This window comes from Pseudorhodoplanes sp. (genome assembly GCF_050250235.1).
Lineage (GTDB): Bacteria > Pseudomonadota > Alphaproteobacteria > Rhizobiales > Xanthobacteraceae > Pseudorhodoplanes.
In genome coordinates this window covers 1-26,449 of sequence record NZ_JBFWPA010000023.1, presented here as the reverse complement: position 1 = coordinate 26,449, position 26,449 = coordinate 1, and the positions used below count along the sequence as shown (strand labels likewise).

The 26,449-nt window shown below is 62.1% G+C and carries 20 protein-coding genes and 1 tRNA gene; 14 read left to right on the top strand and 7 right to left on the bottom strand.

Translation table 11 applies throughout. From position 1 onward, the window contains the following. Window positions 1-80 precede the first annotated feature (80 nt). Together AB7F49_RS12720 and AB7F49_RS12715 are read left to right on the top strand one after the other, a co-directional pair. A complete protein-coding gene (locus tag AB7F49_RS12720) occupies window positions 81-731 on the top strand; it encodes a hypothetical protein (RefSeq protein WP_428522834.1) in 651 nt (216 codons plus the stop codon). 400 nt (window positions 732-1,131) lie between these two features. After that, window positions 1,132-1,410 (top strand): hypothetical protein, encoded by a 279-nt coding sequence (locus AB7F49_RS12715; protein ID WP_428522832.1) that lies wholly within the window; start codon window positions 1,132-1,134, stop codon window positions 1,408-1,410. A 14-nt stretch (window positions 1,411-1,424) separates the two neighbouring features. On the opposite strand, the gene AB7F49_RS12710 is transcribed toward AB7F49_RS12715, so the two are convergent. Continuing rightward, window positions 1,425-2,840: an FAD-binding oxidoreductase gene (locus tag AB7F49_RS12710; RefSeq protein WP_428522831.1), complete on the bottom strand. Its 1,416-nt coding sequence runs from the start codon at window positions 2,838-2,840 to the stop codon at window positions 1,425-1,427. Window positions 2,841-2,842: 2 nt separating this feature from the next. Continuing rightward, entirely contained in the window at window positions 2,843-3,823 is a 981-nt protein-coding gene (locus tag AB7F49_RS12705; protein WP_428522829.1) for an L-threonylcarbamoyladenylate synthase, read from the bottom strand. A gap of 115 nt (window positions 3,824-3,938) precedes the next feature. On the opposite strand from AB7F49_RS12705, the gene AB7F49_RS12700 reads away from it, so the two are divergent. Next, a tRNA-Pro gene (locus AB7F49_RS12700) sits at window positions 3,939-4,015 on the top strand. Between the two features lie 314 nt (window positions 4,016-4,329). Next, window positions 4,330-7,554: a caspase family protein gene (locus AB7F49_RS12695; RefSeq protein ID WP_428522827.1), complete on the top strand. Its 3,225-nt coding sequence runs from the start codon at window positions 4,330-4,332 to the stop codon at window positions 7,552-7,554. Window positions 7,555-7,720: 166 nt separating this feature from the next. Here AB7F49_RS12695 and AB7F49_RS12690 read toward each other — a convergent pair whose 3' ends face one another. Next, window positions 7,721-8,689, bottom strand: a complete 969-nt coding sequence (locus AB7F49_RS12690) for a Bug family tripartite tricarboxylate transporter substrate binding protein (RefSeq protein WP_428522825.1) — start codon at window positions 8,687-8,689, stop codon at window positions 7,721-7,723. Window positions 8,690-9,054: 365 nt separating this feature from the next. On the opposite strand from AB7F49_RS12690, the gene AB7F49_RS12685 reads away from it, so the two are divergent. Further along, window positions 9,055-9,552: a DUF305 domain-containing protein gene (locus AB7F49_RS12685; RefSeq protein ID WP_428522823.1), complete on the top strand. Its 498-nt coding sequence runs from the start codon at window positions 9,055-9,057 to the stop codon at window positions 9,550-9,552. 41 nt (window positions 9,553-9,593) lie between these two features. Here AB7F49_RS12685 and AB7F49_RS12680 read toward each other — a convergent pair whose 3' ends face one another. Both AB7F49_RS12680 and AB7F49_RS12675 read right to left on the bottom strand, forming a co-directional pair. Continuing rightward, window positions 9,594-10,583: a hypothetical protein gene (locus AB7F49_RS12680; protein WP_428522822.1), complete on the bottom strand. Its 990-nt coding sequence runs from the start codon at window positions 10,581-10,583 to the stop codon at window positions 9,594-9,596. A 48-nt stretch (window positions 10,584-10,631) separates the two neighbouring features. Beyond that, window positions 10,632-12,725, bottom strand: a complete 2,094-nt coding sequence (locus AB7F49_RS12675; protein WP_428522820.1) for a hypothetical protein — start codon at window positions 12,723-12,725, stop codon at window positions 10,632-10,634. 272 nt (window positions 12,726-12,997) lie between these two features. On the opposite strand from AB7F49_RS12675, the gene AB7F49_RS12670 reads away from it, so the two are divergent. Further along, on the top strand, window positions 12,998-13,618 hold the full coding sequence (locus AB7F49_RS12670; protein ID WP_428522818.1) for a sulfotransferase family 2 domain-containing protein: 621 nt from the start codon (window positions 12,998-13,000) through the stop codon (window positions 13,616-13,618). Between the two features lie 108 nt (window positions 13,619-13,726). Here AB7F49_RS12670 and AB7F49_RS12665 read toward each other — a convergent pair whose 3' ends face one another. Next, entirely contained in the window at window positions 13,727-14,653 is a 927-nt protein-coding gene (locus AB7F49_RS12665) for an EamA family transporter (protein WP_428522817.1), read from the bottom strand. A gap of 98 nt (window positions 14,654-14,751) precedes the next feature. Beyond that, a complete protein-coding gene (locus tag AB7F49_RS12660) occupies window positions 14,752-15,627 on the bottom strand; it encodes an isocitrate lyase/PEP mutase family protein (protein WP_428522815.1) in 876 nt (291 codons plus the stop codon). Window positions 15,628-15,977: 350 nt separating this feature from the next. Here AB7F49_RS12660 and AB7F49_RS12655 point away from each other — a divergent pair, with 350 nt between their 5' ends. The 8 genes from AB7F49_RS12655 to AB7F49_RS12620 all read left to right on the top strand — a co-directional run. Beyond that, complete coding sequence (locus AB7F49_RS12655; RefSeq protein WP_428522813.1) at window positions 15,978-17,609, top strand: phytoene desaturase family protein; 1,632 nt, start codon at window positions 15,978-15,980, stop codon at window positions 17,607-17,609. Between the two features lies 1 nt (window position 17,610). Next, window positions 17,611-18,420: an SDR family NAD(P)-dependent oxidoreductase gene (locus tag AB7F49_RS12650; protein ID WP_428522811.1), complete on the top strand. Its 810-nt coding sequence runs from the start codon at window positions 17,611-17,613 to the stop codon at window positions 18,418-18,420. A gap of 16 nt (window positions 18,421-18,436) precedes the next feature. Next, a complete protein-coding gene (locus AB7F49_RS12645) occupies window positions 18,437-18,991 on the top strand; it encodes a 3-hydroxyanthranilate 3,4-dioxygenase (RefSeq protein WP_428522809.1) in 555 nt (184 codons plus the stop codon). Window positions 18,992-19,070: 79 nt separating this feature from the next. After that, on the top strand, window positions 19,071-22,541 hold the full coding sequence (locus AB7F49_RS12640; protein ID WP_428522807.1) for a beta-propeller domain-containing protein: 3,471 nt from the start codon (window positions 19,071-19,073) through the stop codon (window positions 22,539-22,541). Between the two features lie 337 nt (window positions 22,542-22,878). Beyond that, window positions 22,879-24,081, top strand: coding sequence for an ABC transporter substrate-binding protein (locus AB7F49_RS12635; RefSeq protein ID WP_428522805.1), 1,203 nt, complete (start codon window positions 22,879-22,881; stop codon window positions 24,079-24,081). Between the two features lie 86 nt (window positions 24,082-24,167). After that, a complete protein-coding gene (locus AB7F49_RS12630) occupies window positions 24,168-25,043 on the top strand; it encodes a branched-chain amino acid ABC transporter permease (RefSeq protein WP_428522803.1) in 876 nt (291 codons plus the stop codon). Beyond that, complete coding sequence (locus AB7F49_RS12625; RefSeq protein WP_428522801.1) at window positions 25,040-26,035, top strand: branched-chain amino acid ABC transporter permease; 996 nt, start codon at window positions 25,040-25,042, stop codon at window positions 26,033-26,035. Before AB7F49_RS12630 ends, AB7F49_RS12625 begins: the two co-directional genes overlap by 4 nt. After that, a partial coding sequence (locus AB7F49_RS12620; protein ID WP_428522799.1) for an ATP-binding cassette domain-containing protein occupies window positions 26,032-26,449 on the top strand: 418 nt, incomplete at its 3' end. The genes AB7F49_RS12625 and AB7F49_RS12620, both read left to right, overlap by 4 nt.

Sequence of the window (26,449 nt, the reverse complement as noted above, 5' to 3'; positions counted from 1 at the left end):
GTATGGTTAGGATAATACCTACAAACGCAGGTTGCAATTGCATACATCGACTGGCCGATTTGTGGAAAGCGAGGCAACTTATGGCTGGAGACAAGGAAGAAAAGAGACCAGCAATTTGGGGAAACCCGTCAAAATCAGATAAGCCCGCGTCCTTCTATTCCAAAGGCAAGGGCGACAATGAAGATGGCACAAAAGTTACACAAATTGTGAGCACCGAGCGTCATGTGGCTTCGCGGCGCGAGGATTTAGGTTTCTTAGACCGCGTTCGATTTGATCATCGGTCCAAGGCCGAGATGCGAAAGCAACTCGGCGAGATTTTTATCAATATGCTCGAGAAGCAAAAGCAAGAAATTCTCTATCGGCTAAGCCTTGAATTGGATGGTGCAAAAAAGCAGGCATTCGCAGAATATATGCGAGTAAGTGGGAAGGTTGAGCGTGAGATTGCGCAACTCTCAAACGAATTCGAGGACCAGCTAATTGATTTTGGTTTGGAGTTTGGCGTGCAAGTTCGGGTGCAAGAGGAGACGCGGAAGAAAAGAATCTCGGCCCTGTTATCCTCGGGTCAAATAACAAAGGAAAATTACGATAAGGAATTAGATAAGGTAGAGCAATGGTGCAACATACAAAGAGAAAATCTCGATGCAAAGATAACAATCATCCTTCAGAATCACGCTACTCAAATTGAGAAGACTTTGCAGTTGTTCAAAGAGCGAAAGATTGGCGAACCATAGTTGAAAGGCGATCGTGAGTGCTCGCTCCTATGCGAAACGTGCGGGGTCTATCATTTTTGTTCGCGCTGGCTTTGAGCACGCTACTCATTTCCTGTCGATCAGAATTCGTTATGGAGGGGAAGTGGGTTGCAGAACAGGCCCCTCTGGTTTCTATATATTTTTATCCAGACGGTACCGCATCGGTTTCTGGCACTGGACTATTGGGTTTGCGATGGAAAAAGATATCAAACGAGGATGTGCGTATTGAGGCCATGGACCGAAAAGTGGTCTTTCATTTCCGAATGAAAGACACTCAGGCGGGTTATTTGGGAACGCTTGAGTTGGCGGGTTTTGACGCTCTGCGTTTCAAGAAAGTCCAAAATTAACGCATCGTTAACCGTGGTGGCATATCAGCAACTGCATGTCGCGCGGGCTCATTCTGGAGTTTCGAAGGGAGGATGCCTTCCGTCCAAAGCGGTTGGCAGATTTCGAAACCGCTCGTGACTATGAAGAATATGTGCGGGATAGGTGCCAAGCCCTACTAAAGTCTGGGCAGATCAGGGATTACGATCAATACCTGCGCGAACTCACAGCGGAAAGCATCGAAAATCTTTTTAGATGGATGAGCGAAAAGAGCATTGATCCGGACTACGCTCGCTCAGCTCTTCGCGAGCATTTGAAATTCCTTTTAACTCGCTAATTTCGCCTCCGCACCTACAGCACCTTCCCCGGATTGAGAATCCCGTTCGGGTCGAGCGTCGCTTTCAGCTGGCGCATCACCGAAAGCGCCACCTCATCCTTCACCCGCGGCAGCCATTCGCGCTTGGCGATGCCGATGCCGTGTTCGGCCGAGATCGAGCCGCCGTGTTTCGCGACCACGCCGAACACCGCGCGCTGGATGTCGTCCTCGCGCGCCATGAACGCGGCCCTGTCCATGCCGGGCGGCTGCGTCACGTTGTAATGGATGTTGCCGTCGCCGACATGGCCGAACGGCATCGGCCGCGCGCCGGGCACGATTACCACCGCCGCTGCGCTCGCCTCCGCGATGAAGGCGGGGATCGCCGCGACCGGCACCGACACGTCGTGTTTGATCGAGGCGCCCTCGCGCTTCTGCACGTCGCCCGCTTCCTCGCGGATGCGCCAGAACGCGCTGGCCTGGTCGAGCGATTGCGCGATCGCGCCGTCGTCGATCAGGGAGCGTTCGACGCCGGCCTCGAAAATCGCCTCAATGAGATCGCGCAAGCCGCTCTCGGCCTGCGACGACAATTCCATCAGCACGTACCAGGGATGCGGCGCGTCGAGCGGATCGCGCGTGCCCTCGATGAAGCGCACCGCCAGTTCGACATTCATCCGCGTCATCAGTTCGAAGCTTGTGACCTGCGCGCCCGCGCGCTCATAGGCAAGTCCGAGCAGATCGACCGCGGCCTGCACCGATGGCACGCCGAACACGGCAAGCTCGACCGAACGCGGGCGCGGCACGAGGCGCAGCACCGCCGCGGTGATGATGCCGAGCGTGCCCTCGGCGCCGATGAACAGGTTCTTGAGGTCGTAGCCGGTATTGTCCTTCTTCAGCTTGTTGAGATTGTTGAGCACGCGGCCGTCCGCGAGCACCACTTCGAGGCCGAGCGCATGCGCGCGCGCGACGCCATGGGCGATCGCCGCGGTGCCGCCGGCATTGGTGGAGAGGTTGCCGCCGATGGTGCAGGTGCCTTCGGACGGAAGAAGCTGCGGATAGAGCCGGTCGACCTCGGCTGCTGCTTCGCGCGCGCGCTGCAGGGTGACGCCGGCTTCCGCCGTCAGCGTGTTGGTCACCGGATCGACCTCGCGGATTTTGGTCATGCGATTGAGCGAGAGAATGATCTCGCCATTGAGCGCGACCTGTCCGCCGACGAGTCCGGTGTTGCCACCCTGCGGCACGATGGCGGTGCGGGTCTCGTTCGCGAGCTTGAGGATCGCGGAGACTTGTTGCGTGGAGTCGGGCCGCAGGACGAGCGGGGAATGGCCCGGCCAGCGGTCGCGCTGCTCGTGCAGATAGGCGGTCTGCACGTCCGGATCGGTGATGGCGTATTTCTCGCCGACGATCTCGGTGAACTTGGTGATCAGGTCCTTGTCGGGCGTGAGCATGCGCATTTCTACGAGGATGACGGGGGGATATCTTTCGGGGCGGCGGCGCGGCGCAGCCGGTCGTTGATGGCTTCGCCCAGACCGGCAGACGGAATGCGCATGACGCAGATGGTCGGCGCGCGCATCGCATCCAGACGCCGCAAATGGCCGAACAGATTGGCAGCGGCCTCGCCGAGGTCGCCCCGTTCGGAGAGATTGAGGGTCGCCGCGGCGCCGGACAGCGGCGCCCCGAACGCGAGCAGGGCTTCGCCCTGTCCGACCTGCGTGGCGTTGAGGCGCAGCCGCGTGCGCGGCGCATAATGGCTCTCCAGCATGCCCGGCGCGAGCGGGGTTTCGTCTCTGGATTCAAGGGGTTGCGCGAGTTGATGGCCAAGCGTCGCGGCGATGTCTCCGCGCGACAGCCCGCCCGGCCGCAGGATGACCGGCTGATCGAGACACGCCACGATGGTGGATTCGATGCCGACCGGCGCCGGCCCGCCGTCCACGATCAGGTCGATCTTTTCGTCAAGGTCTTCAAGCACATGCACCGCCGTCGTGGCCGAGACATGTCCCGATACATTGGCCGACGGCGCCACCACCGGCCTGCCGAAAGCGTGCAGGATGTCGCGCGCAAGTGCATGATCCGGCACGCGAATGGCAACGGTATCGAGGCCGGCGGTGGCCAGATCCGACACCGGGCAGCCGGGCTTTCGCCTCAGCACCAGGGTCAGCGGTCCCGGCCAGAAGGCCGCGGCCAGCCGCTCCGCATCGGCGTTGAAAACCGCGAGTTTGCGAGCGGATTCGACATCGGCCACATGCGCGATCAGCGGGTTGAAGGCCGGCCGGCCCTTCGCCTCATAGAGGCGCGCGACCGCCTGTCCGTTCGTGGCATCCGCCCCCAGGCCGTAAACGGTCTCGGTCGGGAACGCCACCAGTCCGCCGCGCGCCAGGCACTCGGCGGCGGCCTGCGCCGCGCGCGGCCCTGCCTTGATCAGGCGCGTTTTCGACATCACATGCATGCTGCGGTTATTACCCGCTTTTTTCCCGCATGGTCGGGAAAAAATAGCCCTGTCGCTTGCCTTGCGGGTCGGGCGGGGCGTCGTTATAAGCACGGCCTTCCAGTGTCGGAGTGTAGCGCAGCCTGGTAGCGCACCTCGTTCGGGACGAGGGGGTCGCAGGTTCAAATCCTGCCACTCCGACCAATTTTCCCGGCAGTTCTCGGCGATCGTCGGACCTTTCGTCGGCCATGCGCGGCGCTGGTCGCGCCTAGCCTCTGCGGTGGTCGGCGACGGTCTGAGCGTATGTTTGCCCCCGCTTCACCGATGCGCGGCGGATTGCCCATCACTGCCTCGATCACTCGTTTGCGACCGATCCGAGTGCCGGCCGAAGCTGTTCGCCGGCCGATCTCCATCGTCTCGGGATTGAAGCTGTCGGTGCTTCCCCGTTATGCTGCTGATATTGTCCAGCTCATGTTGCAATGCATTCGCATGCTGTGCATCCGCCGTGAGGACGTCAGATGAGAGTTCGCGCATCGATTGCCGTTGCTGCGGTCTCAATTTCCATTCTTGTCTCAACAAATTTCAGAGCATCCGGTCAGACGGGTGAAGTCGTCGCACGCGTCGGGCATTCCGATACGGTCGTCTCAGCCGCATTCTCACCCGACAGCAAGCTTGTCGCGACCGGAGGCTATGACCGGACCGTCAAGCTCTGGGAAGTTTCGACCGGCCGGCTTTTGCGCACCCTGCCCCATCGCGGGAGCATCGATGCGCTGGATATTTCTCCGGACGGCCGCACAATTGTCGTTGCAGACGAATTCAAGACGATGACCGTCTGGGATCTTGTGGACGGCCGCTCGCTACGGGTCATCCAAACCGGTGAGTATATCCGTCGGATGGCGTTCTCGACCGATCCGAACTTGCTGGCAGCCACGTGCACGAATGAGCAGGCGCCGCTGAGCAGCTCTTATTCAATCTGCGTCTGGGATATTTCCGCCGGTCGCAAGCTTCGCCTTCTTGCAGGCAGCGGCGAGGTGTTTGAAGAACTGGCTTATTCCGGAAATGGTCGTGAAATCATCACCAGGACCGAAAAGTCGAACGTCTTTCGTCATTGGGACGCCGCAAGCGGAAGAGAATTGCGCCAATCTCATAACCTGACGCTTAACAGGTTTCGGGTGCCGGGGTCGGAGCGGCTGTCGTCGCCTGACAATTCAGCTCACCTGTACAAGGTCGGTGAAAAGATTCTTATCCTGAGCCGTGGCGTCCAGAGCGATGTCAGAGGCACCGGCAAGCAGTTGCGGTCGGCCGCCTTCGCGCCAGACTCGCAATCGTTTGCGACCGGCGATGATCGGATAAGGACCTGGGATGCGAAGACCGGTGAATTGCGACAAAGCTTCGGCGACCGCTCCTGGCCGACCCATCTCGCCTATGCCGCCGACGGAAAGGAAATTCTATCCGTTGGCCTCCAACCCCTTACCGCATGGAATGCCGAAACGGGCGAGGTCCTGCGCCGCTCCCGCGAAGATGCCACAGCCATGGCTCCAGATGGCAAGACGCTTCTGTTCTTCGGGTCAGGCGGCTCGAATGACCTCACGATTCTGGATACTGCCCGGAACGTCCGCCGGATACTCAAGGGGCACCGCAAAGGTATCACGGCCGCTGTCATTTCACCGGACGGCAAGAGTGCGGCAACGGGAAGTCATGACCGAACCCTCCGGCTGTGGGATCTCGCAACCGGCCGCAATCTGAAAACGATCAAGGAAGCCGACCCGTCACGGAATGCTCTTGAGCGGGCGATCCGTGAGTTCATGGCACCGGACTTGCCGCGTTCCGTCGCGTTCTCGCCCGACAGCAGGGTGTTGGCGACCGGGCGTCGGGACGGCAAAGTGACGCTGCACGACGTCGCAACCGGCAAACTGCTCTCGTCAATGAGCGGACACAATTCCGAAGTCTACGCGCTCGGCTTTTCGCCCAGTGGAAAGTTGCTCCTGTCGGGTGCAAACGACAATGTCGTAAAATTATGGGACGCCCGAACCGGAAGGCCGATCCGGACGCTGCCCGAACATGGTGGCACGATAACGAAGGTTATCTTTTCGCCTGACGAGCAGAGGATCCTGACCGCAGGCAGAGACAATACGGCTCGACTCTGGACCTCTTCGGGAGAACCCCTGGCGACCCTGGTTCTGATGGAATCGGACGGGTGGATGACCATCACGCCGGAAGGGTTTTTTACCGGCTCACTCAACAATCCACTCGACGTTAGTCTGGTCCATGGCCTGCAGACTTACTCGGTCGAGCAATTCTATCAGTCGCTTTACCGGCCGGACCTGGTGGCTGAGAAGCTTGCGGGTGATCCGCGGGGATTGGTGAAAGCAGCCGCGCAAAAACTCGACCTGAGCACTGTGCTCGCAAGCGGTCGCCCTCCGGTCGTCTCACTGACATCACCGAAAGAAGGCGAGACGATTACCGGCTTTCAGGTCCCGGCTGTCTTGAATCTCCAGCCCGATCAAGGCGGCGTCGGCCGTGTGGAGTGGCGGGTGAATGGCGTGACCGTTGCGGTCGATGAAAACGTCGCGTCCGCAGCGTCCCGGACGGATGGCCCCGTGCAGCTGAAGCGTCAGCTCACACTGGACGAAGGAGACAATCGCATTGAGACCGTCGTCTACAACAAGGCCAACCTGATCTCGTCCCTGGCGGCGCGTGTTGGCGTGAAGGTCGCCACCGGAGAGGCAAACGTCAAACCGCGACTGTTTGTTCTTGCCGTCGGAGTGAACCAATATGCGGAACAGCCCTGGAAGCTGAATTTTGCAGTTCAGGACGCAACCGCGATCGCCAACGGCTTGGCCAAGGCTGGGGCCGGGGTATACGATCAGGTCGATATCACTCTCTTGACCGACGACAAGGTCACGATTCCCGGACTGGACGCGGCATTCCGCGGCTTGTCAGGCAGGGTCCGCACATCCGACGCCTTCTTGCTGTATGTTGCAGGCCACGGCGTCACAATCGACGGACGATACTATTTCGTGCCGCAGGACGTTCGCGTTCCTGATCGGGATTTTTCGCGCGCGAGCCTCGACCGGATCGTTTCAAGCATGGGTGTGTCCCAGGACCTGTGGCAGGCGTGGCTTGCGACGATTCCGGCCAAGAGAAGTCTTCTGCTCATCGACAGTTGCGAGAGCGGCTCGTTGACGGTCGAGGACCGGAATGCGGGCGCGCTGGAACGCGGCGTCGCCAACGACAGGCTTTCGCAGGCGACGGGCCGGTCGATCATCACGGCATCCAGCAGCACCGAAGAAGCGCAAGAGGGCTTTCATGGTCACGGACTGTTCACATACAACGTGCTTGAAGCGCTCGATCGCGCCGATGGCGACGGCAATGGCAAGATCGAGCTCAATGAACTTGCGGCCTATGTTCACACAAAGGTCAGCATCCTGAGCGAGCGTGTTTATCAAAGGCGGCAGATACCTCAGCTCCGGATCACCAGTTCCAATTATCCGCTTGGCAGCCGACTGCGCGTCCTGGCTGCATCTGAGCCGGACGCCGGAAGTCCAGCGGCCTCCCATTTCGTTGCAAGGGATACGGACTTGCTGATCCAGCCGGTGATGGGCGCGCTGAGCGTTCGCAAGCTTCCGGCCCATACCATGGTGGCGCTGATCAATAGCAGGGCGGGTTGGAGCATGATCGCGATCGATGGCCGTCCTCTGGGCTATCTGGCGACCCGTGACCTGACCAAAATCATCAATTAGCGTGTATCCGCCAGCCGCGTCTTCACCGCGGACCAGCCCTTTTCAATGCGCCAGCCCTTTTCAGCGGGTATGTCCGGCCGGATGCGGATTCGACAGATGCCCGGCGCATTGCACGCCGGGCATCTTCGCTTGGCGGTGATCGTCTGATCCGCGGCCGCCGCCCCCGCTATTTCCCGGCCGCGCGCTTTGCGGATTCGGCGATGACCTTGCGCTGCTCGTCGATCTCGGCGGCGAATTCCTTGGCCGGTCCCGGCCGCACCACCTGACCCATCGGAGTCAGTTTCTTGACGACTGCGGGGTCGGAGGCCGCCTCGATCATGTCGGCGGCGATGCGGTCGCGCAATTCCGGCGACATCTTCTTCGATCCGAACAGGCCGACGAGGCCATCGAGCGTCAGCGACGGGAAGCCGGCCTCTTTCGCGGTCGGCGTATCGGGCAGAGCCGGCGCGCGCTGGCCATTCATCAGCGCCAGCACCTTCACTTTGCCGTTGGCGACCTGGGGCCGCATGATGGCATAGGCTGCACCGTAGATCTGTATGCGGCCTTCGGCAAGATCGGTAAGCGCCTGCACGCCGTCCTTGTACGGAATTTTGGCGACGTCGATGCCCGCATCCTTCAGCCAGCCCGACACCACGAAATCGACCGCGCCGGTGGTGCCCGCATAATTGAGCTGGCCGGGCTTCTCCTTCGCGAGCTTCACGAAGTCGGCCACCGTATTGACGCCGAGCGAGGCCGGCACCCCGATGGCGATGATCGTATTGGTGGCGCGCGCAATCGGGACGAGATCGTCCGGATTGTAGGGCAGCGTTTTGTGCAGCAAGGGATGCGCCGTGAAGGTGGAGGTCGGCGCCATCAGGAAGGTGTGGTCGTCGTTGGCCGACACGAAGGCGTTGATCGCCACGATCGCGTCGCCGCCGGGGCGGTTTTCGACAACGACCGGCTTGCCCCATTTCGCCGCGAGCTTGTCGGCAAGAAGGCGCGTGGTGATGTCGACGCCGCTGCCGGGGCCAAGCGGCAGGATCATGGTGACGTTGCGCTGCGGCCAGTCCTTGGCAGGCGTTTGCGCCTGAGCCGGAACTTGGGTGGCGGCGAGCGATGTAACGACCAGGCTGGAGGCGGCGAGCAGTCGGAGCATGGTGGTTTCCTCACGTTATGGTTTGGTTTTTGGCTACCGCTTTGGCGCGTGAGGGTCAATGCGGCATGGTCTGCAGCATTAACGCCGAAGCCGCCCCTTGAAGCAATACACGGGTTATCCAGGCAGTCCTGCTTGACACAAGCCATCGGCGAATGCGGCGAGATCATCCGGTCGCTGGAACGGCAGATCAACACCGTGTGGATCAATCCGCCGGCGCCGCAGGAGGCGGCGGCATGACCACGCTGTGTGATTGAAGCTGTTGCGGATCAATTTCGAATGATGCTCGCCCGCGGGAGTGCGCTGTGGGCCCTGCCGCGTCGGGAACCGGCGGCTCCGGTCGCGATTGTCCCCGTTTGGAGGACACCATGTCTTACGCGAAATTTGCAGGGATGATTGCCGTCTCCACCGTCACGATGTTCGGGCTGATGTACCTGAACACGTATGCGTTCGACCATGTCTGGTATAGCCAGACCCGGACCTGGATGGCCTTGGTCATGGGCGCGACAATGACCGCAATCATGCTCGGATTCATGTGGACCATGTACCGGCGCCGGGCCGTGAATGTGGGGATCGTGGTGGCTGCGATTGTCGTCTTTGCTGGCGCGCTGTATCTTGTTCGCAGCCAGGACACGGTCGGCGATGTGGCTTACATGAAGGCCATGATTCCGCATCATTCGATCGCGATCATGACCAGCGAACGCGCGAATATCCGGGATCCGCGTGTGCGAAAGCTTGCGGATCAAATCCTCGAAGCCCAGCGGCGCGAGATCGCCGAGATGAAGCAACTCATCGCCGATCTGGAGCGCAGCCCGCCGCCGGACGATGCACCGCTCCTGTCGCCGCGCAGCGCCGCGCGCCTGTAAGGCCTTCCTGTGGCTTCGCGACACGGTTCCAGGGACGAACCCTACTGGCACAGCAGGTCGTCGGTTTTTCCCGGCGCGATTGTGCTCATGCCGGGAATATTTTCGATCTGCTCCAGCGGCGTCGCCGGCTTTGGCGCCTGGTACTTGACCTCGCGGTTCACCGGGATCTGATCGTAGGGCAGGTCGATCTGGCTGACGGCCTTCACCCAATCGTCGAACCTGCGCCAGCGGACATGGCTGTTCTGCAGCGCGGCCTCGTAGGTGCGCCACCATTTCGCTTTGGTGCCGCCGAGATAGGCGTGCGAGACAAGGATCACGTCCGAAGGCCGGCGCGCCAGCACATTCTGCACGACATTGGCAAAATCGGCATCGGTCGAGCCGCGCGCCCACAGGCTGTAATCGCAAAGCGAACCGGTCCCCATCTCGGCGAATGGCACATTGGAAACCGAGATGATTTTCGCCTTGTATTCGCGCGGTGCGTAGACGATGGCGCGCTCGGCGGCGGTGCCGCGCGCCAGCACGTATTCGACGCCGAGTGCATCCGCCGCCCGCAAGGTGTTTTCGTCATAGGCGAAATACCTGCTGCCGAAGACGCGCATCGTCTTGTGGACGATGGTCCGCTCGATGGCTTCCTTCACCTCCCGCATGCGCGCCAGCTGCTCCTTGTAGGGCACGTCCCAGAACGGCTTCTCGGCAAACAGCCCGGCGATCGGATAGCCCTTGAGCGCAAGCCGAGCGAAGTCCTTTGGGTGCCGGGCGATGAGATCATGCTGCGCCTGAACGAGCGCGGTGAGTTTGCGCCGGTCGAGCTGCTGCTCCCATTGGCGGATGCCCTCGATCTGCTCGAATTCGATGAGCATGATGAGTCCGTTGGTCCGTTGATCCATGGCAGGCGCCTGCGCCAGTGATGACGATGAGCCATAAAGCAGAAGCGCCGCGCCAAGGGCAAGCATCGCTGCGATCTGCGCCGCGCGGGCACGCGGCCGGTCGCGCGAGTGACATGGTGCCGACCCGAGAAAGCGCGCGATCATTGCGGGCGCCCGCTCATTCCTGACTGATGAAGGTCACTTTCGCTTGATCTATGTCCTCGGCGGCCGCCGCCGCTCGCTGAACCATTCGCGATAATCCGTCATCTTGGCGCGCTGGGCCTGCGGCGCCCTGCGCTTGCAGGTGGCAGCTTCGTCGCTGCCGTCCTTCGCGCCCCAGCGCAGTTCGACGCAGTCGTTGACGTTGTAGGCCATTTCGAGATCGACGATGCGGTCGATCACGTCCTTCAGCGACAGCGTCCATGGCGAGCCGTCGCTGCGCGGATAGGAGAATGTGCGTGCGGACAATTCCTGCGTCAGCACCGCCTGCAGTTCGGCCTTCACCTGATCGGGGCTCTTGTCCTTCGGCATCGCATAGCGCTCGGGCCGTCGCGCCACGCGGTCGGGGAAATGGCGCACCACGTCCATGGCGATCAGCAGACGCAGATCGCGCGAGGGCGTTGCAAAATCCTCCCAGGCGCCGGTGGTCTCGAAGATCGCGGCGCCGTCCGGCATCGAGGCCTCGCCCTTGCCGCTGAGCTGATACTTGCGGCCGTTCTCGATGGAAGTGACGCGCGCCTTCACCTGCTCCTCGAGCGAGGTGATCGCTTCGCGCATCGCCCGCACCGGATCGAGCGGGTCGGGCGACATAACGTCATCCATGCGGTCGTAGAAATCCTCGACCGCGAGTTTGGTCTGGTCGAGCGAGAAATCCGCATAGTTCGGATTCTTCGAAATCTCGGCGACGGTGAGCCGGCGCAAGCTGCCGCCCTTGTCGCGCACGACGGGACGGAAGCGCTTGAAGCCCGCATCGCCGAGCGCGGGGTCCTGCGCGAACAGGAAATTGCCGCGCCAGAAGCGCTTGCGCGCCACCGTGCCGTCGGGCTGCGCATCGACGGCGAGGAACACGCCGGCATTGCCTTGAGTCTGCGGCACGCGCTTGGCGATGATCAGAAGATGGCCGTAGGGGTCGGCATAGACGGTGCCGGGACGCAGATTCTCCTGGGTGAGCGGCACGGTGTAGAAATCGGAGCCTTCATGGGCTGCGAGCGTGCGCCCCGCGCCCGAATGCACACCATCGGCGACGCTGAATTGCAGATAATGGCCGAAGCCCAGTGCAAGCGACGTCGGCCGTGGCGGCCGCACCGGCGCCTTCGGCTTCGCCACCGGTCCGGTGGGGGGAATTGCGAAGCCGGGCGTGGTCCGCGATGCGGTCTTTTGCGAACGCTGTCCCGCCCGGGTCTCGGGCGTCTGGGCCGGCTGCTGCGGCTTGAAGATATCGAACAGGCCGCCCGGGGACCGCTGCTGCGCAGGCGCGCCTTGCGGCGGACCTTCGGCAGCCGCGATGATGTCTTCCGGCGCCTCGGGCTGCGGTTCTTCCTTCTCGATATTCCACCAGACCGGGCAGCGCGGCGGCTTGCCGCCGCCGCCGCGCGTGCATTTGGCGTAGCCGTAAGGCAGGCCCATCTTGAAGGCGAAATAGGCGCGCAGGAAATACGGAAGGTCGGCGCAGTCGGGGCGAATGTAGAGATTGATCTGATCCTCGCGCAGACCGAGATGATTATGCAGCGCATTGCGTGCCGGATCGCGCAGCACGACATGCAATGCCGGCCATGACGGTGACGCATCGAGCGGCGCTTCGAACAGTTTCTCGATCCAGGCCGAATACAGATTCTCGGCGGTGCGGTTCCACGAATTGCGGATCGGCCAGACGCTGTTCCTGACCCCGCCGGGCCGTGGAGGCTGGGTAGCGGCGACGGCGATCTCGCGGGTGATGGTGCGGCATTCGGCCGGCGCATTGGCGCGCACGAGCCGCGCCTGCCATTTTCCGGCGGCCGGAGCGGCGATCTCGGCAAACCAGAAATAGGGCGGCCCGCCGCGCCGCTCGCTCGACCGCGCCGCGACCTGTCCGTTGGGTGCAATGAGGGACAATTCGCCCGTCATGGGCTTCTCGGCCGCGAAGATGACCCGCAGAGGCGCTCCCTTCCACGGCGCAAGCGGGGAAGGCAGAACCGCAAGTTCGGCGGCATCCTCGCACGCCGCGGCCTGCGCGCGCGCATTGGCGATTGGCAGCAGGCTCACGACACAGACGCCCACCGCCGGCAGGCACGCTGTGACGATCGCGAGAAACCGGTGTGATCGAATCATGGCGTTTTCCCCCGGTCCGGCTCAACCGGTATTCCAATGCTTTGGCGGAATATTGGCAAGGTCGGGTCTTGATCGGAATGATCGCGCCGCCGAAAGCGCATCGAGGGTGAGAGACAAACCGGTGGCGGCGAGCGCTACAGGCTGTCGCTCATGAATCCGCCTCGGGATGGAGCGTTCTCCGTGCAGCTTTGCTACTGGCGCTGGACGTCCGGCCGGCCCCCGTTCTATCGTCCGCGCTTATTGTCGGGCTGTTCCGTTAAACGGGTGCGGATTTGCTGATTGGACTGCGGAAAAACTTCATTTTCATCGCGACCCCGAAGACCGGTTCCACTGCAATCGAAAACCATCTGAGACATCATGCTGAGATTCAGCTGACGCGCTCGCTTTGGGGGAAGCATATGCCCCTGGCAGAGATCGAAGAACGGTTTTCCTGGCTTCTGGGCAGACTTCCGGACATGCGCCCATTCGTGTTCGGCGTCATCCGTGATCCCGTGGATTACATTGTCAGCGTCTACAATTCTCACCGAAAGCCGGCCTTCTCACGCCTCCCGCAATATACCGGCAGGATGAGCTTCGAGGATTTCTGGCGGAAGTGGTCGGAAGAGCGTCCCTTCGGATGGGTGTTTTCTCCGCAAATTTCGCGGTTTCTCGACAAGAACGGCCAAATGAGCGCCGACTACATCATCAACTACGCCAATCTATCGACAGAATGGCCGGCCGTCTGCCGTCGTCTGGATATACCCGAGCGGAAGCTGGACCTGGTCAACCGAAGTCCCGAAGGCTGCAAACGCGCGGACGTATCGCGGCATCTCGAAAAGGCGATCCTGGATCGCTTTGCGCCCGACGTCGAAGCATTGCGAGACAAGACCGGGAAACCGCTTCGGCAAGGCTGAGACAACCTGGATCTTGCAGCCGTGATCGAAAATGCGCGCCGACCGCCACTGTGTCGATCCGTACCCACCTGGCGGGCAGATACTCAACGGCGCAAGGCACAGGCGTGCCTATCGAGTCTCGTGGGATATCGGGTGTCCTTCAATCAGACGCTCGCGACGGCCCGCGGCCTCGAACAGCACGATGGCGCCGATCATGATGGCGGCGCCGATCCACTGGACCGGCGCAAGCCACTGGCCGAGGATCACTGCGGCCAGCAGGATGCTCAGCAGCGGCTCGACATTGCTCAGCATTGTGGCCCGCACCGCGCTGAGATAGCGAAACGACGCGAAGAAGGTCAGCAGTCCGACTCCGATGCCGATGCCGGCCCCGGCAAGTCCGAGCCAGCCGATGCCGTTCGCCGGCAGCGACCAGGCGCCGAGCGCCGAGGTGATGACGGCGAACAGCGCGCCGCCAAGTCCGGTCACGTACAGATTGACCTGGGTGCTGGTGGCATGCTGCTGGGCGTGCGCACCGGACAGGATGGCGCCGCACACCGTGACGGCAGCCAGCGCCGCAAGCGCAACGCCTTTGGGATCGAGTGTGTCGAAGGTCGGCGCCAGCGCCAGCGCCAGGCCCGCGAGCGCACCCAGAGCCAGCAGCAGCTTGCCGCCGGTCAGCCGGTCGCCGCCGCGCCAATGCACGATGGTCGCGATCACGATCGGATGCACAAAGAAAATCAGAATGGCGACGCTGACGGGAATGGTCGCGACCGCGCCGATCAGTCCGTAGACCATGAGTGCGGAAAAACCGCTGCACAGCAGAGACCAGCGCAAGGCGGGGCGATTGATCCGAAAGCCTTGCCGGAACACAACGACCAGCAGCGCCAGCAGCGTCGCGCCGATCAGTCCGCGCGACGTCACGACGGTCAGGATATTGGCGCCATTGTCGAGCGCGACCTTGGCGGAGGTCGGTCCGATGGCGAAGGCAACCGCCGACGTTAGGACCAGACCAACGCCGACATGCGGTTTTGCGCGCGCTCCGTTATTCGCAGACATCGCCGCATTCCGTTCTTGAATGGGAGTTACCGGGGAGACGTTCTACGCGCTATCGCCATGCGGCGGTGCCCTGCGCGTCCGCTTGCGGCGCATGGCTCTCAGGTCTCCATGTGCTCGCGCTCGAATGCCCAGATTCGCTCGAAGCCCATCAGCCGCGAGAAAGCGCCGAAATCGTACAGATCGCCGTCCCAGTCCCTGGTCGATCCGGTATCGCGGATCCCGCCATAGACCGACCGCAGCGCAGCGGCCATCGCGAGCAGGCCTGCAACCGGGAAGATTGCGATCTTGAAGCGCAACTGCTCCAGCTCGCTGCGGGACAGGATCGGCGTGCGGCCGCCCTCGACCATGTTGGCGATCAGCGGCGCGTCGAAGCGCCGGCCGATCGTCTCCATCTCCGCTTCGCTCTCGGGCGCTTCGATGAACAGGATGTCGGCGCCCGCCTCCAGGAAGGCTTCGCCGCGCCGCAGTGCTTCGTCGAGACCGAGCGCGGTGCGGGCGTCGGTGCGCGCCACGATCAGAAAGTCCTTCGTCGATCGCGCCTGCGCCGCCACCTTGATGCGGCGGGCGGCGTCTTCAAGCGGTACCACCCGGCGGCCCGGCGTGTGCCCGCATTTCTTCGGAAATGCCTGATCCTCTATCTGGATCGCTTGTGCGCCCGCCGCCTCATAGCCGCGCACGGTGAAATCGACATTGAGCAGGCCGCCATAGCCCGTATCGCCGTCGGCGATGAGCGGCGTCGTCGTGCCCTTCGCGATCTGACCTGCGCGGCCGACCATTTCGGTGTAGCTCGCAAGACCGGCATCGGGAAGGCCGAGATGCGAGGCGACGACGCCGTAACCGGTCATGTACAGTGCGTCGAAACCCCTGCCGTCAGCGATCTTCGCCGAGACCATGTCGAAAACGCCCGGTGCCGAGATCAGACCCGGCTGCTTGAGGCGTCCGGCGAGCGCGCCTGCCGGCTGTGTCCTGTTCATTCGCTATTCGATCACCCCGTGGGCGCGAGCGAGCGGCACTGGTGACACCGCAAGGCCGAGCGTGCTTGCCGTCTTGAGATTCATGACGAACTCAGCATTCTTCAGCATGAGGGCGGACGGAAGGCACGTCAAGAATGAAGCCGCGCGGGACAGAATTCGCAATCCCGAGAGGCCAGTGATCGATTCTGACATCCGCTCCCGTTACCGGGAAGCTCTCCTGCGAATGTGAGCCGTACTGAAATCCCGGTTCCGTCGCGATGCGCGGACGCAGGTCCGCCATGCGCGCGCGGGATTTTCCCGCCGTGTTCGCTGTATAAGATGGGCCGGCGATATCGGACGGAGGAATGCGCGTGGCGGCTCCACTTGAGCGGACCTATGACGGCATCATCATCGGCGCGGGCCAGCATGGCCTCGTTCTCGGCTGCTATCTTGCGAAGGCCGGATTGAAGATTCTGCTGGTCGACCGCAGGCTCACCTATGGCGGCGGGCTGTGCACGCGCGAGGTGACCAAGCCCGGCTTCTACCATAACCTGCACTCGATCAATCATTTCAGCATCAGCGACACGCCGTGGTTTGCCGACCTGAATCTCGCCGACAAGGTAACCTACATCACGCCGCGCTACGAATTCGGCCAGGCGCATCTCGACGGTACCGCGCTCGTCCTCGGTCGCGATCTGGAGGAGACGGTCGCCAATATCGCGCGCTTCTCGAACAGGGACGCGCAGACCTTCCGCGACTGGAATGCGCGCGCGGAGGAGATCACTGCGAAAATTCTGATTCCGGAGCGATATGCCGAACCGCTGTTGCAGGCCGAGCGCGAGGCGCTGCTGGCGCGCACCGCGATCGGGCGGGACTTTCTCGCCGTCACGAGGCGCCAGCCGCTCGATGTGGTTGAGGAACTGTTCGAGAACGAGCATGTGAAGCTGCTGTTCCTGTTCAAGGTGTCGCTGTTCGGCACCTGGCTCACCGACACGATGTCGAAGTCGAGCCCGATGGGTTCGGTGATTCGCGCCTTCGATCTGCAGACCGGCTACCAGCTCTGTCAGGGCGGCTCGTTCAATCTGGCGCGCGGACTGATGGAGACGTTCATTGCCGCGGGCGGTACGTTCCAGCCGCAGGTCGCGATAGACAAGGTCGTTGTCGAGGGCGGGCGTGCGACCGGCATCGCGCTTGCCGATGGCCGGACCGTGCGCGCCTCGCAATTCGTGGCAAGCACGGTCGATGTGCACACGACGCTGGAAGACCTGCTCGGGCGCGAGCAATTGCCGGAGCATTTCAGGAGGAAGCTGGACGATTTCAAATACACGGCCTGGACGCTGTTCGGACTGCATCACGCGCTGCACGAGAGTCCATCCTTCGCCGCGGCGGCGTTCGACCCCAACGTCAATCGCGCGCTGAAATGGAGCCTCGGCGCCGAGACCATGCACGATCTGTTTGCGGCCCATCAGGACGTGCAGGCCGGCCGGGTGCCAAGGCTCGTCCAGTTCGGCTCCGGGCCGCTGAGCCTGCTCGATCCGACCCAGGCGCCGCCCGGAAAGCACACGACCTATGCATGGCACGTCATGCCTCTGCTCGATGAGATGAGCGACCGCGACTTCGAGAATTTCAAGGAAGAATTCTCCGACAGGATCGAGGAGGTCTATGCGCGCTATTGTCCCAACATGACCAGCGACAATATCATCGGACGCTACGCCTACACCGCGCGCGAATATGTGCTGGAGATGCCGAACATGCGCGGCGGCGACATCTTCATGGGCGCCTTCAATGCCGAACAGGTGATGTACAACCATTTCGGCTATCGCACCCCGCTGCCGAACCTTTATTACGCCGGCTCGGGCGCGCATCCGGGCGGAGCGATTTCGGGCGGCCCAAGCTATATTGCGGCCGGCATCATCGCGCGCGACCTCGGATTGAAGCCGTGGTGGACGCCATGGGACGCGCGTGCGGCGCTCGAGAAACTGACGGCATCGAAGGCGGCATGACATGAATGTTCCGGCAAATGCCACCGTGAATGTCCCGGCGTCCCGGACCGATTTCGGGTCGCTGCGCGGACGCGTCGCGGTCATCACCGGAGCCGGACAGGGCATCGGCAAGGTGTTTGCCAAGGCCTACGCCGCATGCGGGGCCATCCCGGTGATCGCCGAACTCAACGCGGCCAAGGGGGAGGCGGTGGCAAAGGAGATCGTGGACGGTGGCGGTCAGGCCTTCGCGATCGCGACCGATGTGGCGTCGGTCGAATCGATTGCAGCCATGGTCGATGCGGTCGAGCAGCGCTACGGACGCATCGACATTCTGGTCAACAATGCCGGCATCTTCTCCACGCTCGAGATGCGGCCCTTCGACCAGATACCCCTGGAGGAATGGGAGCGCGTATTGCGCGTCAACGTAACCGGTCCGTTCCTGTGCTCGCGCGCGGTGCTTCCGGCGATGCGGCGCGCACGATGGGGGCGCATCATCCATATGGCTTCGGGCGCCGTCACGCTCGGCCGGCCGAATTATCTTCACTATATTGCGTCGAAGAGTGCGCTCGCCGGCATGGCCGGCTCGATGGCGCGCGAGCTTGGACCGGATGGCATCACGGTGAATGCGATCCTGCCGGGTGCGACCTTCACCGAGATCGAGCGCAAGACCGTCAGCCCCGAGCAGAAGCTGCGAATCGTCGCGCAGCAATGCATCAGCCGGCCCGAAACACCCGACGATCTTGCCGGCACGGTGCTATTCCTGTCATCCGATTCCGCCGCCTTTCTGACCGGGCAATGCCTGACGGTCGACGGCGGCGCCACCCACCGCTGATCCGAAGGAGACCACGATGACCATCCATCCCCGCATGAAGGCGTTCAATTTCCAGGACTGGATCGAGCGCAACAAGAACAACCTGAAGCCGCCGGTTTCCAACAAGCAATTGTTCGACGAGAAGACCGGGATGGTGGTGATGATCGTCGGCGGCCCGAACCGGCGGGTCGACTTTCACGACGACCCGGTCGAGGAATTTTTCTACCAGCTCAAGGGCGACATGATGCTCAAGATCGCCGAGGACGGGAAAATCTTCGATGTGATCATCAAGGAAGGCGAGGTGTTCCTCCTGCCGCCGCATGTGCGCCACTCCCCGCAGCGGCCGGTGGAGGGCTCGGTGGGGCTTGTCGTCGAAGGCACCCGCACGGATGCGATGCGTGACGGATTTGAATGGTTCTGCTTCAAATGCGGTGAGCGCGTTCACCGGGTGGAGGTCCAGGTGAAGGATATCGTGAAGGACCTGCCGCCCCTGTTCGAGGCATTCTATTCCGACGAGAAGGCCCGCACCTGCAAGAATTGCGGAACCGTGCATCCCGGCAAGACTCCACCCGAGGGCTGGGCGGCAATGTGAGTTGGCAGCGACGGCGGCGGAACGCGGATTGCGCTGCTCCGCGATCCAGTGCCTGCTGTCGGGGTATCGGAGGAACACAATGCGTTACGCCGCGTCACAGTGCGTTGCGATACTGCTTCTTTTCTCCCCCTGGACACCGCCTGCAGTCGCGCAACCGGTGACGCAGTCGCCTCCAATCGAGATTGTGCCCCTTGTCTCGCATACCATAGGCATATCCACGGTATCGTTTTCTCCGGATGGTCGTCAGATTCTGACGGTTGGGGCCGACAACTCGGTAAAGGTCTGGGACGTTGGCTCTGGTCGCCTCATCCGCACGTTGAGCCGCCACGCCACCGGTGGAGCCTCGACCGCGGCATTTTCCAGAGATGGCACACACATCGTCACGGGAGGCGCAGACAAGGTCGTTCGGATGTGGGAAACATCAAGCGGTCGCTTGATGAAATCCTTCGCCGGACATTCAGACGAAGTCGTTCGGCTGGCCGTCTCACCGGACGGTACACGTTTCGCGTCTGCCGGTCAGGACAAGACCATCAGGATCTGGAATCTCGCGAGCGGACAGATCATCCATACGATTCGGTTTGATTTTGGTACTGGCGGCTGGTCGGGCGCGCTTGCGTTTTCCCCTGACGGATCGAGGCTCGCATCCGGGGCGACGGCGGACGGAAAGAGGGGGCTGCTTTATCTGTGGGACGTTGGCTCCGGCAGGCTTGTTCGAAACTACACCTATCCGGGCGCGAGCAAGGTCGGCTTCGAGGCCAGCAGCGATGGTATTTCGTTCTTTCCGGACGGTCGGAAACTTCTCAGCGGAGGATGGGATCAGGCGCTCCGCATGTGGGACATTGAATCCGGACGCGTCCTGCGAACGTTCGGTGGTTCGGCGGCAGTGGCAGTCGCTCTGTCGCAAGATGGCGCGCAGGCCATTTCCGGGCACGAAAAAGGGATGCAGTTGTGGGACGTCAACAGCGGCCGATTGCTTCAAACATATCCGCATGACCAACGGGTGGATGCGGTTGCTTTTTCTCCTGATGGGAAATCCGTGCTGAGTGCGGATGGTGCGGCGGCGAAGCTTTGGGATGCAGGGACGGGCAGGCTGATTAGGACCTTCGGCGGGCAGTCCATGTCGGTCAACGCAGTTGCAATTTCGAAAGATGGTCGCGCGCTGGTCTCGGGTGGGGACGACAAGATTGTGCGGCTCTGGGATATGGTGAGCGGGCGCTTGATCCACGACATCGGCGAACATTCGGAGATCGTCGCGAGCGTGGATTTTTCCGGAGATGGAAGCAAAGTCGCCGCTTCCGGCGCGCGAACCATCGCCTTTTCAGCCGACAGCGCGCGAATGGCCTCAGCGAGTGACAGCGCTGTCAGCGTCTGGGACGCCGCAAGCCGACGACTGCTGCGAACCACCAACTGGACCTCTCCCGGCAAAGATGGCGCCCGTATCAGTCTTTGGGAGGTTTCGACGGGCCGATTGGTCCGGAATTTCTCGCCGCCAGTCTCCTCATGGGCGTCATGGGTTGTGCCCACGGTAAACTCGATCGTCTTTTCGCGCGATGGTTCGCGGCTGCTCGTTGGAACGGATGATTCCTCGGCGAAACTGCTTGAGACCGCTACCGGGAAAGTAATCCGGTTGTTTCGGGATGAGAATGGAATTGCGTCGGGGGCGCTGTCACCCGACGGCGCCTTTGTCGCATTAGGAACGTTTGCGACTTTGGGCGCCGACAAATCCGTCAAACTATGGGCGGTTACCGGAGCGCAATCGACACGAAAACTGGAGGGGCATGCCCAGGGCGTCAGTTCGGTCGTATTTTCGCCCGACGGCGCGCGGGTGATCTCGGGCAGCGGCGATGCTTCCTTGAAAATTTGGGACGCAGGAAGCGGGCAACTCCTGCGAACATTGAACGGGCATCTGGCGGGAATAAAAGCGATCGCGCAAACTTCCGATGGCAGGCGCCTGGTCTCGGCGGGCGAAGATACGACGATTCGAATCTGGGACGCTGCGTCCGGCAGCCTGCTGCTGAGCGTGCTTGCAGCGACCAATGGAGAATGGATTGCGATAACGCCGGAAGGGTTTTTCGCGGCGTCTGAAGGGGGCGGCGAACTCCTGAGCGTCGTGCGCGGCCTCGAAGTTCGCTCAATCTCGCAATTCTTCCAGTCGCTTTACCGTCCCGATCTCGTGCAGGAAAAGCTGAACGGCGATGAACGTGGTCTTGTGCGCGAGGCCGCGGCTCGGCTCGACCTCTCGCGCGTCATGGCGAGCGGCAACGCGCCGTCCGTCAGCATCGCCGCGCCGCGCGATGGTGAGCGTCTCGCGCGGTCAAGCATGGAAGCGGCAATCGATATCACACCGCATGAAGGCGGCGTCGGCCGCGTCGAATGGCGCATCAACGGCGTGACCGTCGGCATCGAGCAGCCGCCATCCGGGCCGCAGTCGCTGCGTCTGACGCGATCGCTGGTTCTCGACGAAGGCGAGAACGAGATCGAAGTAGTCGTCTATAACAGCCAGAACTTGGTGGCATCGGTGCCGGCACGCGCCACCGTTACGGCGCCGGCCGCGGTCGATGCGGCAAGGCCGCGGCTTTTCATGCTGGCGGTCGGGCTCAACGAATACGAGGATGCCGGCATTCGCCTCAAATATGCGGTGCCGGACGCGACCGCGATTTCCCGGGCGCTCGGCCAAGCGGGACAGGGGCTGTTTGAATCCGTCCACGTCACCCTGCTCAGGGATGACGAGGTTCGGCGCGAGCCGCTCGATAACGCGTTCCGCAAGCTTGCAGGCGAGGTCCGTCCGAGCGACGTGTTCGTGTTCTTCATCGCAGGTCACGGCAAAACCCTGGACGGCCGCTATTACTTCATTCCGCAGAACTTCAGGCTCAACGGGGCGTCGTCGGTCGTAAAGCAGGGAATCGCACAGGACGAATGGCAGCGTTGGTTCGCATCGATCCCGGCGCGAAAGAGCGTGCTGCTGTTCGATACCTGCGAGAGCGGTTCGTTGGCCAGCGACGGTTTCGAGACCCGCGCGCTCGAACGCGCCGCAGCGAACGATCGTCTGGTGCAGTCAACCGGCCGCACGGTGCTGACCGCGACCAGCGACACCGCCGATGCATTCGAGGGATACCGCGGGCACGGGCTTTTCACATACAATCTCCTGGAAGCGCTCGGAGCCGCCGACAGCGACGGCAACGGCACTGTGGAACTGCCCGAACTCGCGGCCTATGTGCATGCCCAGGTGACCTCCCTCAGCCAGAAAGTATTCAACAGGCGCCAGGTGCCGCAGGTACGCATTACCGGGAATTATCCGATCGCGAAATCGAGCAGGATTTTTCCCGATGCCGCGCCCGACATTCTGATTTCGTCGAAGCCGACCCATACTGTGTCGGGGGCCGCGTCTGACCTTCTCGTGCTGCCTGCGCTCGGCGCCCGACGGGTCCGCAAGCTGGATGCGAAGACACCCGTGACGGTGGTGCGCAGTGAGCGAGGCTGGACCCTTGTCGCGCACGAAGGCCGGCCTGTCGGCTACATTGCTACGCGCGAGCTGACGCCTATTCAGTGAGCCCGTTTGAGTGGCGCTCTGATCGAACCAGAAAGCTCGCTCCTGCAAGAATTGCGGAACCGTGCGCCGCGGAAGACCCCGGCCGAGGGCTGGCCGGTGATGTGAGAAAATCAGGTTTTGCCGGGACTGGTTCGGTCGCCGCCACGCGGTTGTGCAGTGCGTGCTGTGAAGCGGCGCGGGCGCGCCTTAACAATAAGCAATGATTTTCACCTGACGAGATGAATTCGGCTTCTGCTACCATCTGGTGCGCGCTCGCGGCTTGCGCCTGTGGGCGCTTGCCCTATAGATTTGCAGCCAACAAATGCGCGCTGAAGCGCCACGCCAGAGGGAGTTATAGATGATCAAACGAGCTGTCTTTTCGGCTGCCATGTTGGCCGCCGCCACCGGTCTTGCTTGCGCTCAGGAGGTCAAGGTCGGGGTCGTGCTTCCCTATACCGGGATCGGGGCCGAATTCGGCCAGCAGGTCCAGCGCGGCATGGAGCAATATCTGAAGCTCAATGCCGACAAGGTCGCGCCCTACAAGATCACGCTGATCAAGCGCGATTCGAAGAATCCGGGCGGCGCCGACGCCAAGGTCGCGGTCCAGGAATTGCTGACGCAGGACAAGGTCGATGCGCTGGCCGGCTTCCTCTATTCGCCGGACGCGATCGCCTCGGCGCCGATCGTGAACGCGGGCAAGAAGCTTGCCGTCATCATGAATGCGGGAACCGCGCATATTACGAACATGGCCCCGCAATATGTACGCACCGCTTTCAGCATGTGGCATTCGGGCTATGCCATGGGCGAAGCCGCCGCCAAGCAGCTCGGCGCCAAGACCGCCGTAGTCGGCTACACCGACTTCCCGCCCGGCAAGGACAGCCTGGCCGCCTTCAAGAACGGCTTCGAGAAGTTCGGCGGCAAGGTGATTGACGAGATTCCGATGGGCGGCGCCGGTGCGGTGCCGGACATGACGCCCTTCTTCCAGCGCGCCAAGGAGAAGAAGCCGGACGTATTTTTCGTGTTCGTCCCGGCCGGCGACCATGCTTCGGCGGTGGTCAAGACCTACAACGCACTCGGCATGAAGGATGCGGGCATCAAGCTGATCGGTCCGGGCGACATCACCCAGGACAACAAGCTGCAGGCGATGGGCGATGCCGCAATCGGTCTCATCACCATGCATCACTATCACGCTTTCCTCGACAACCCGGAGAACAAGCGGCTGGTGGAATCCTGGAAGAAGGACTACGGGGCGGACTCGACCCCGGACTTCATGGCGGTCGGCGGATATGACGGCATGGCCGCCATCGTCGCCGCGATCCAGGCGACCAAGGGCAAGATGGACACCGACGCCGCTCTTGCCGCGCTGAAGGGCTGGAAATTCAACAGCCCGCGCGGGCCTATCTCGATCGATCCGGAGACGCGCGACATCGTCATGAACGAGTATCTGTCCGAGCTGATCAAGAAGGACGGCAAGCTCGAGCAGAAGGTGATCGGCAAGATCGACGCGGTGAAGGATCAGTGCAAGGTCCAGCAGATCGGGCCTTGCGCGACCAAGAAGTGATTCGGCTTTAATCTGAGGTTTCGTACAAGGCCGCTGCTTCGCACCCGCGTCGCGGCGGCCTTGAACGGTTTTTGGGGCGGGGTTCTGTGATCTTCGGGATCGATGTCGCGAGCATGATTCTCGGCGGCCTTGCCGCGGGAATGGTGCTGTTCATCGTGTCGGTCGGTCTGTCGATCACGATGGGGCTGATGGGATTCGTCAATCTCGCGCATGGCGGCTTTGCCATGCTGGGCGGTTACGTGATCGTCCTGTCGATGACCAGGCTTGGCATCCCGTTTGTCCCCGCGCTGATTGTCGGCTTTGTGGTCATCGCAGCGTTCAGCGTGGTGATGGAGCGGCTGTTCTATTCGAAGCTCTATCGTGCGACCGAGCTCGACCAGGTGCTGTTCACCATCGGCCTGGTCTTCGTGATGATCTCTTCGGTGACGCTGCTGGTCGGGCCGGAAAACCAGCCGCTGATCCTTCCGCCCTGGCTGCAGGGCCAGCTCGACCTCGGCTTCATTGAATATCGCACCTATTCGATCGTACTGATCGTCATCGGCACGATCATCATGCTCGGGCTATGGCTCGGTTTCGAGCGCACCCGTATCGGTGCCCAGATCCGCGCTGCAGTCGACAACCGGCGCATGGCCGAATCGCTCGGCATCAACATCGATCGCCTGTTCACCATCGTGTTCGCCTTCGGCAGCGGCATGGCCGCGCTCGGCGGCGGGCTCGGCGCCGAATTCCTCGGCCTCGATCCGCAATATGCCCTGAAGTATCTCGTGTACTTCCTGATTGCGGTGTCGGTCGGCGGGCTGGGACGCGTCACCGGCGTATTCTACGCGTCGCTCCTGATCGGCGTGCTCGATTTCGTGCTCAAGAAATACGTCCCGCAGGGCGGCACATTGTTCATCTATGTGCTGACGATTCTGCTTCTGCTGTGGCGCCCGCAGGGCCTGTTTGGGAGGAAAGAGGCATGACCGTGCCGCTTCCGACGCAAAGCCTGACCGAACGCCACCGGCTGCGCTGGTGGGAGCCGCTTCCCTGGATTCTGGCGCTTGGTTTCTTCTTCGCCTTTCCGAATCATCTCGGCTTCGGTGCCGAACTGCTGATCATGATTCTGTTCGCGCTGTCGCTCGATCTTGCGCTTGGTTATGCGGGCATCGTCACGCTTGGGCACGCCGCCTTTTTCGGCGTCGGCGCCTATGCCGTCGGCATGCTGGCCAACCACGGCATCTGGAACGAGCCGCTGTCGGGCCTGCTGATCGCGGCAGTCGTCGGCGCGCTGTGCGGCCTTGCGTCCGGATATGTGCTGCTGCGCACGACCGGGCTGACGCTGCTGATGCTGACGCTTTGCACGATGGTGCTTCTGGAGGAGGCCGCCAATCTCGGGCACGACTGGACCGGCGGATTCGACGGGCTTCCGAATGTCACGATTCAGCCGCTGTTCGGCATCTTCGAGTTCAGCCCGTTGTATCCGACGACCCAGTATCTCTATGTGCTTGGCATCCTGTTCCTCTGTTTCATCTTTCTGCGGACGCTGGTCTATTCGCCGTTCGGGCAAAGCCTGACAGGCATTCGCGAAAACACCTTGCGCATGTACGCCGTCGGCGCGCCGGTCCGCAAGCGGCTGGTGCTGTGCTATACGATTTCGGCCGCGATCGCCGCGATCGCAGGCGGCCTCTGGGCACAGGCCAATGCCTATGTGAATCTCAGCGTGCTCAGCCTGGACCGCGCGGCAACCGTTCTGATCATTCTCGTTCTCGGCGGCTATGGCCGGCTCTACGGCGCGTTCGTCGGAGCGGTCGCCTATATGGTGCTGTCGCATTATCTCGCGAAAATCTATCCGACGGCATGGCAGCTCGGCCTCGGTCTGATGCTGATGATCATCGCGCTGTTTGCGCGCAACGGTATCCTCGGCATCTTCGATACGCTGCTCGACCGGTTGCGCGGCAAGCGTGTGGCGCCATGACCGAAGCCCTGCTCGAGGCTCGCAATGTCGGCAAGACGTTCGGCGCGCTGGTCGCCGCCAGCAACATCAATTTCCGGCTCGACAGGGGTGCGCGTCATGCCCTGATCGGACCGAATGGCGCCGGCAAGACCACGTTCATCAATCTGCTCACCGGCGTTCTGGCTCCCACCGAGGGTCAGGTGCTGCTCAACGGCGAGGACGTGACGCAGGTGGCGCAGGCCGAACGGGTCAAGCGCGGGATCGCACGCACCTTCCAGATCAACCGGTTGTTCCGGGGGCTCTCGGTGCTGGAAAATGTCTACATCCCGGTCTCTGAGCAGCTCGGCGCCGCCCCGACCATGTTCAAGCCCGCCGGCAAGCGCCGCGACGTGATCGACGCCTCGAGGGCGCTGCTCGGGGTGCTGGAGCGGCAGG